Origin of the sequence: Pseudomonas sp. Sample_24 (genome assembly GCF_004307605.1) — a bacterium.
In the GTDB taxonomy this organism is placed as follows: Bacteria; Pseudomonadota; Gammaproteobacteria; order Pseudomonadales; family Pseudomonadaceae; genus Aquipseudomonas.
In genome coordinates this window covers 1-7,067 of the sequence record NZ_RCNW01000087.1, presented here as the reverse complement: position 1 = coordinate 7,067, position 7,067 = coordinate 1, and the positions used below count along the sequence as shown (strand labels likewise).

At 60.9% G+C, this 7,067-nt stretch carries 6 protein-coding genes; 5 read left to right on the top strand and 1 reads right to left on the bottom strand.

Features of this window, described 5'->3' with window-relative positions; all coding sequences use genetic code 11:
* Positions 1-98 precede the first annotated feature (98 nt).
* On the bottom strand, positions 99-989 hold the full coding sequence (locus D8V06_RS04050) for a LysR substrate-binding domain-containing protein (protein WP_056852864.1): 891 nt from the start codon (positions 987-989) through the stop codon (positions 99-101).
* 118 nt (positions 990-1,107) lie between these two features.
* On the opposite strand from D8V06_RS04050, the gene D8V06_RS04045 reads away from it, so the two are divergent.
* The 5 genes from D8V06_RS04045 to D8V06_RS04020 all read left to right on the top strand — a co-directional run bounded on the left by D8V06_RS04045 (position 1,108) and on the right by D8V06_RS04020 (position 6,820).
* Positions 1,108-1,572, top strand: coding sequence for a (2Fe-2S)-binding protein (locus D8V06_RS04045; RefSeq protein ID WP_130904776.1), 465 nt, complete (start codon positions 1,108-1,110; stop codon positions 1,570-1,572).
* Positions 1,572-3,776, top strand: a complete 2,205-nt coding sequence (locus tag D8V06_RS04040; RefSeq protein ID WP_130930490.1) for a molybdopterin cofactor-binding domain-containing protein — start codon at positions 1,572-1,574, stop codon at positions 3,774-3,776. The genes D8V06_RS04045 and D8V06_RS04040 overlap by 1 nt, the downstream gene beginning before the upstream one ends.
* Before the next feature lie 5 nt (positions 3,777-3,781).
* Positions 3,782-4,675: a LysR substrate-binding domain-containing protein gene (locus D8V06_RS04035; RefSeq protein WP_130906422.1), complete on the top strand. Its 894-nt coding sequence runs from the start codon at positions 3,782-3,784 to the stop codon at positions 4,673-4,675.
* A 216-nt stretch (positions 4,676-4,891) separates the two neighbouring features.
* Positions 4,892-6,391, top strand: coding sequence for a helix-turn-helix transcriptional regulator (locus D8V06_RS04025; protein ID WP_130904780.1), 1,500 nt, complete (start codon positions 4,892-4,894; stop codon positions 6,389-6,391).
* A 177-nt stretch (positions 6,392-6,568) separates the two neighbouring features.
* Positions 6,569-6,820 carry a DUF1652 domain-containing protein gene (locus D8V06_RS04020; protein ID WP_056852859.1) on the top strand — a complete coding sequence of 84 codons (252 nt, stop codon included), beginning with the start codon at positions 6,569-6,571 and terminating at the stop codon, positions 6,818-6,820.
* The last annotated feature ends 247 nt before the right edge of the window (positions 6,821-7,067 follow it).

The window sequence follows — 7,067 nt, the reverse complement described above, 5'->3', positions numbered from 1 at the left end:
ACAGAGATTGGATTTGCCAGCTGCCACAGGTTTTGAGGTGTGACAGAGATTGGATTGCCAGCTCGGTCACTGTGGGAGCTGGCTTGCCAGCGATGGCGTCAGTGTTGTGTAAGCAAGGCCAGCTGCCTGACCGCCTCAACCACCGGCGCCACCCGCTCGGCCTGCCCACGCGGCCAGACCGCATACAGGTTGTAGTGCGCCGCAATCTGCGCGTCGTTCAGCGCCACCAGCCGCCCGCTGCGCAACGCATCCGCGGCCAGCAGACCTCGCACCAGCCCGGCACCGACCCCGGCTTCGGCGGCGGCAATCAGGTTCGCCGCGTTATCAAAGACCACCCGCGCAGGAGGCTCCACGGGAGGCATGCCCGCCGCATCCAGCCATGGTATCCAGGAGCGCCGCGTGTAACCCAGCAAAGGCAATTCAAGGATCTGCGCCGGACTCAACGGCAACTGCAAACCATAGCGCTCCAGTAGCTCGGGCGAAGCCACCGCCATCACCCGATCACCGCAGATCTGCGTCATCTCGCAGTCTTCCCAATCGCCATAACCGTAACGCAAGGCGAGGTCGACGCGCTCGAACGCGCTGCGGTCCGAGCGTGGCATCGACAACAGCACCACCTCATGATCGGGCAACAGACCCAGCAATTGCGGCAAGCGCGGATTGAGCCAGCTCTGGGCCAGTTCACTGTCGACATCCAGGGTCAGCCGTTGGGTCACGCTGCGGTTCTTCACCGAAGACAGCGCCCGGTCGATCTGCGCCAATCCGTCGGACAGCACACTGGCGAACAATTGCCCGGCATCGGTCAGGTTACTGCCGCCACCTTCGCGCACGAACAGCGGCTGGCCGATGAAGTCCTCAAGGGCGCGAATCTGCTGGCTGATGGCGCTGTGAGTCAGGTCGAGTTTGCGCGCCGCGCTGGAGAAACTGCCGCTGCGCGCCGCCTGGATGAATGCGCTCATGGACTGCACCGACGGGTATCGCTTGTACATGCTGTTAGTCCTACTTACACAGGATGGCAGAAATCGTCGCTGGCCCGGTTTTCACAAGGCTTCCAATAATCGATCACCAGGCCTGCACAAAGACGGGCCGCTCTCTTGGAGCCTGACAATGATCGAATTCTCGGTAAACGGCGAACGACACGAGCTGGTTGAGACATCGCCCTCCATGCCCTTGTTATGGGTGTTGCGTGACCATTTGAAACTCACCGGCACCAAGTTCGGTTGCGGCATGGGCCTGTGCGGTGCCTGCACCGTGCACCTGGACGGTGTCGCGGTGCGATCCTGTCAGCTGCCGGTCGCCGCCGTGGCGGGCCACAGCATCACCACCATCGAAGGTCTGTCAGCGACACAAGAGCATCCGCTGCAACTGGCGTGGGTTGCCGAAGATGTCCCGCAATGCGGCTACTGTCAATCCGGGCAGATCATGTCCGCCGCCGCGCTGCTCAACACTGGCGCTGCGGTCACCGACGATTCGATTCGCAATGCCATGTCCGGCAATCTGTGCCGCTGCGGCACTTACGGACGCATCAACAAAGCGATCAAGCGCGCGGCGTCCGCGTCGAAGGAGGCGTGATGACGAACTCCCAGGTGAATCTCGCGCGGCGCGTGTTTCTCAAGCAAGCCGCGACCGCTACCGGCGGTCTGGCCATCGCGTTTTATCTGCCATCGAGCCTGGGCGCGACTGACCCCAAAGCTCCGACGCCGACGGGAACGTTCGAACCCAACGCCTGGGTGCGCATCCTGCCCGATGGCACGGTGAAACTGGTGGTGCACAAGCACGATTCCGGCACCGGAACGCACACGGCTCTGGCGGCTTGCGTGGCCGAGGAACTGGATGTCAACCCGATGACTGTGCAGGTGATCTCGCCCGAAGATCCGTTTTTCGACACCTACATTCATCCGGTCTGGAAAGTCTTCTCCACGGGTGGCAGCACCAGCGTATCGCTGGAGTACGACCGCTTGCGCATGGCCGGCGCCACGGCCCGGGCGTTGTTGATCACGGCGGCAGCGAGGCAATGGAAAGTCAGCCCCGACAGTTGCAGCACCATCGAGGGTCGCGTGGTGCATGGCGCGAGCCAGCGCAGTCTCGCTTACGCTGAACTGGTGGGCGTTGCCGCCGAACTGCCGGCACCGGCCCAGGTCACGCTCAAGGATCCGGCGCAGTTTCGCTACATCGGCAAGCTTCGGCATAAGCGCGACGCCCAGGCCAAGGTTTGCGGGCGCTTCAAGTACAGCATCGATGTAGAGCTGCCGGACATGTTGGTCGCAGTCATCCAACGCACGCCGGTAATCGGTGCAAAGGTGTTGTCAGTGGATGCCGCCGCGACCTTGCAAGTGCCCGGTGTGCGCCAAGTGATTGCCGTCCCGGGGCGGCCTGACGTGCTCGGTGGCAACGTGGAAGGCGTCGCGGTGCTGGCCGACAACTACTGGGCGGCGCATCAGGGCCGGGCATTGCTCAAGGTGCAATGGAGCGAATCGCCATTGGCCGGTTTCGACAGCGACGAACTGGTCAAGGCCCAGTCCGCAGCGCTGGATGACAAAGGCGCGCAACGGGTGTCCTCCATGGCGGCGGGCGATGTAGGCGCGCAATGGCCGGTCGCGGTGAAGCTGCTCGAAGCCGATTACCGCATGCCGTACAAAGTGCAGAACCCGCTGGAGCCGATCTGCATCACCGCGCAGGTCAAGGACAATGCCATCACTTATTGGGGCGGAGTGCAGGTGCCGTCATCGGCGCTGGAGGCAGCGCAAAAGGTGTGCAGAATCGCCAAGGACAAAGTGATCATCAACGAAATGGTGTCCGGCGGCAGTTTTGGTGCGCGAGAAGCCAAGTATTGGTTGTTTGAGGTGGCTTATCTGGCGCAGCAGGCCAAAGTACCGGTGAAGCTGATGAACAGCCGCGAAGATGAAATGCGCTCGTTGTTCATGCATCCGGCGACGCTGCACCGCGTCAAGGGCGCACTCGATAAACAGGGGCGCCTGACTGCGTTGCAGCTCAACGCGGTGTCGCCAGCCTCGCCGGAACAATGGGAGCCAGGTTATTTCGAGCGTCCGGACAAAATGGATTACAGCACCACCGAAGCCATCACGGCCTGGGATTTCGCCTATCGTCCGGCCAATCTGGACCTGGTCTGGGTCAAACATGAAAGCAATGTGCCCAGCGGTTGGTATCGCTCGGTGAGTTTCATCCCCAATGTGTTTGCCGTGGAAAGCTTCATGGATGAACTGGCCGGCGGCGCCGGGCAAGACCCCTTGGCCTTTCGCCTGGCCCATATGCACGAGCGGCCACGGCACGTCGCCGTGCTGAAAAGCGCTGCCGAACGCGCCGGTTGGGGCCAGCCACTGCCGGAGGGGACGGCGCTCGGAATCGCTACCCATCAGGGCTACACCAGTTTCATCGCGGTGGTCGCGCGCCTGTCGAAAAAGGACGGCGCAATCAACGTCGACAAGCTCACGTGCGTGGTCGATTGCGGCCTGGCGGTGTCCCCCGGTGGTGTCGAAGAGCAGATTTATGGCGGCTTGATGTGGGGGCTCGGCCATGCCCTGTTCGATCGACTGGACATCAAACGGGGCAGGGTGGTGCAGAGTAATTTCCATGATTATCGGGTGACGCGCATGTCGGACATGCCCGCGGTGGACATCCTGATCGTCGACGGCGAACCGGGCAAACCCGGTGGTGTCGGTGAGCTGGGCAGCCCGGCGGTGGCCCCGGCCATCGCCAATGCCTTGTTCAGTCTGACCGGGGTGCGTCAACGCTCGACACCGCTGAACCTGGGGTAAACGGCATGGACCTGCGCTTGCTGCGGTATTTCATGGCGCTGGCCGAAGAGTTGCACTTCGGTCGCGCCGCCACTCGGCTGCACATCTGCCAGCCACCACTGAGCCAACAGATTCGCTTGCTGGAAGAGGAGTTGGGCACGCCGTTGTTCGAGCGCAGCCATCACCGCGTTGAACTGACCGCCGCCGGGCAGATGCTCAAGGAACAGGCACCGCTGGTGTTCGAACAGCTCAACCGCGCACTGGACCTGACCCGCCAGACCGGCCGCGGCCAGTTGGGCGAGCTGGAAATCGGCATGATCAGCTCGGTGATGGTCGGTGTGCTGCCGCGGGCCTTGCATCTGTTTCGTGAGCGTTATCCGCAGGTCAACTGGCGATTGCACGAAATGACCCCGGCGGCGCAGGTCAAGGCGTTGAAGGAGAAACGCATCGATGCCTGTGTGTTCCGGGTCGGCTACGACGATCCGCAGTTGCGCAACGAACTGCTGATCTACGAGCCGATCCGGGTGGTCATGCCAATCGATCATCCACTGGCGACGCGGGAAACCCTGGCGCCTGCGGATCTGGCTCAGGAGCCATTCGTGGCCCTGGAACTGAAGCAGTCGCGGTTCGCCGACTTTCTGTTCCAGTGCTGCCTCCAGTCCGGGTTTACCCCGCAGATCCGCCAGCAGGTGATCGAGGTGCAAACCTTGCTCAGCCTGGTGCGTGCCGGGTTCGGCGTGGCGTTGCTGCCGGCGTCCATTGAGCAACTGGCGCCGGCGGGCCTGGTGTTCCGACGCCTGACCCCGGCATTGCCGGAAGTGCCGCTGTACGCCACTTACCGCGCAGATGATGATTCGCCGGTGCTCAAGTTGTTTCTCGATACGTTGCGCGAGTTGGTGCTGCAAGATCGAACGGTTTAACCCAAACCTTTGTGGGGCTAATCTCTTCCGGATGTGCCTCAACCCCTGTGGGAGCCAGCCTGCTGGCGAAGAACGTCCGGACACTGCGATCATTCAGACAGGGCGCGTCATCGTTCACGTCCATCGCCAGCAAGCCGGCTCCTACAGGGTTATTTGCACTATCTCAAACCCGGGCGGTCGTAGTCTTCACAGGGTCATTACACGTGTGGAGCCACAATGAGCCAGGACGTCCTCGCCACCGAAACCAATCGCCGCCAGTTGCAGCAGATCATCGCCGGCCTGTCTGACGGGGTCATCCTGCTCGACCCCGACCAGACTATTCTCTGGGCCAATGACGCCGCGCTGGCCATGCACGGCGTCGAACAGGTCAGCGATCTGGGAAACAACGCCAAGGCCTACGCCAAGCGATTCTCCCTGCGCTATCGCAATAATCATGAGGTGCCGGTCGACAGCTACCCGATCAACCGCGTTGCGCGGGGCGAGACGTTCAGCGATGTGCTGGTGGAAGTCAGCTCCACGGCGGACAAAGACGAGCGCTCGTGGGTCCACAAAGTACGCAGCATCGTTTTGGCCGATAGCCGAAACGAGCCGGAATCCCTGGTGTTGATCATGGACGACGTCACCGACTGGGCCAGCGCCGAGCAGCGTTTCGAAAAAACCTTCGCTGCCAACCCCGCGCCCGCTGTGATCTGTCGCCTCAGTGATTTGCGCTACATCAAGGTCAACCCCGGCTTCCTTGAAATGACCGGTTTTGCCCGCGACCAGGTGATCGGCACGTCCACCTACGAGTTGGACGTACTCGAACAGGCCGAAAACAAGGAATTGGCCAAGCAGCGTTTGCTCGAAGGGACCACCATCCCGCAGATGCAGGCTGAATTGCGCATGGCTGACGGCACTGGCAAGCAGGTGATCGTTGCCGGCCAACCCCTGGAACTCAACGATGAGCCTTGCATGTTGTTTTCGTTCGTCGACATGGAGCCGCGGCACAAGGCTGAAGTCGCCTTGCGCCAGAGCGAGGAGCGTTTCGCCAAAGCCTTTCGCTTGTCCCCGGTGCCGATTCTGCTGTGCGGTGCGGGGGATCAGGTAGTGCTCGATGTCAACGAAGCGTTTCTCGACACCCTCGGTTACCCCAGCGAGGAGGTCTTGGGCGAGAGTATTGCGCACATTGATTTCTTCGATGACAAGAGCGCCCGTGCGCGGCTGTTCGCGGCACTGGAGAAAACCGGCAGGCTGGATCGCGTCGATGTTCGCGTGCGCAGCAAAGACAGCGGCCTGATTGATTGCGCAGTGTCAGCCGACACCGTGAACATTCAGGACAGCCCGTGCTACCTGCTGGTGCTGATGGACATCACCGAGCGCAAACGCACCGAGCTGGAACTGGTGTCGGCTATCGAAGAAGTGATGAAAGACGCTTCGTGGTTCAGCCGCACGCTGATTGAAAAGCTGGCCAACGTGAAGAGCGTCAACTCACCACGATTGCCCGACGTTTCCTTCACCGATCTGACGGCGCGCGAGCGTGATGTATTGGGCCTGATCTGCGAAGGCCTGGCCGACAAGGAAATCGCCGCACGCTTGAAACTGGCACCCAATACCGTACGTAATCACGTGGCGACGGTGTACTCCAAACTGGATGTTCACAGCCGCAGTGAAGCGATTGTCTGGGCACGCGAGCGTGGATTGTTTGCAGGCGCGGGGCGAAACAAGGGGCAACGTTAAGGTGCAAATGCACTAATGCACCGGGTGCAAATTAATGTGTTGGCTCGGTGTAGCGGCTTTTAGGCTGGTAGTGCAGGGCAGGCGTCTGCTGATCGCTTGTCTGTCCCCACGAAACCGCTAAAGGAACGGCCTCATGAACCTGCAATACCACGGAATATGCCGCCAGGGCCCACCGCAATGATTACGCTGGCCCAGTTGCGGACCCTGATCGAACAGAGTTTTTCACCGCTGGCCTGTGAGTGCAGCATCAGCGGCGACCATTCATTGACGGTCAAGCTCTACCATCCTCTTTCCGGGCAGGTGGACCTGGTGGTCAGTGGCTTGAACATGGCCACGTTGCAAACCGCCGAAGCCGCGGCAGCCCTGATTGAAGAATTGCGTTATGAATTGCAGAGCAACACCTTGCATCGCTCCGATTCGGTGATGTAAGAACTGCCAGGTTTTCATGGCCTTGCTCATGATTGGGCTATAAGTGATACGCGAGTAATTTTTTTTGTGACAGGTCCGTGGATTTTGCGCTCGGGTTTTGTTGTCACAAAAAGGTGTCGATCACTTATCGCGGGTCAACCTATGAAAAATCTTGGGAAACGCGTTTGTACACCTTTGTCGTTGGCATTTTGCGCAGCGATCCTCGGTGGTTGTGCCAGTCCGCCGCCACCCCCACCTGTCACCCCAC

Bases quoted from the DNA above. Each gene is read 5' to 3' on its own strand.
- D8V06_RS04045 (WP_130904776.1), top strand. From the start codon at position 1,108: ATGATCGAATTCTCGGTAAACGGCGAACGACACGAGCTGGTTGAGACA.
- D8V06_RS04050 (WP_056852864.1), bottom strand. From the start codon at position 989: ATGTACAAGCGATACCCGTCGGTGCAGTCCATGAGCGCATTCATCCAG.
- D8V06_RS04035 (WP_130906422.1), top strand. From the start codon at position 3,782: ATGGACCTGCGCTTGCTGCGGTATTTCATGGCGCTGGCCGAAGAGTTG.
- D8V06_RS04040 (WP_130930490.1), top strand. From the start codon at position 1,572: ATGACGAACTCCCAGGTGAATCTCGCGCGGCGCGTGTTTCTCAAGCAA.
- D8V06_RS04020 (WP_056852859.1), top strand. From the start codon at position 6,569: ATGATTACGCTGGCCCAGTTGCGGACCCTGATCGAACAGAGTTTTTCA.
- D8V06_RS04025 (WP_130904780.1), top strand. From the start codon at position 4,892: ATGAGCCAGGACGTCCTCGCCACCGAAACCAATCGCCGCCAGTTGCAG.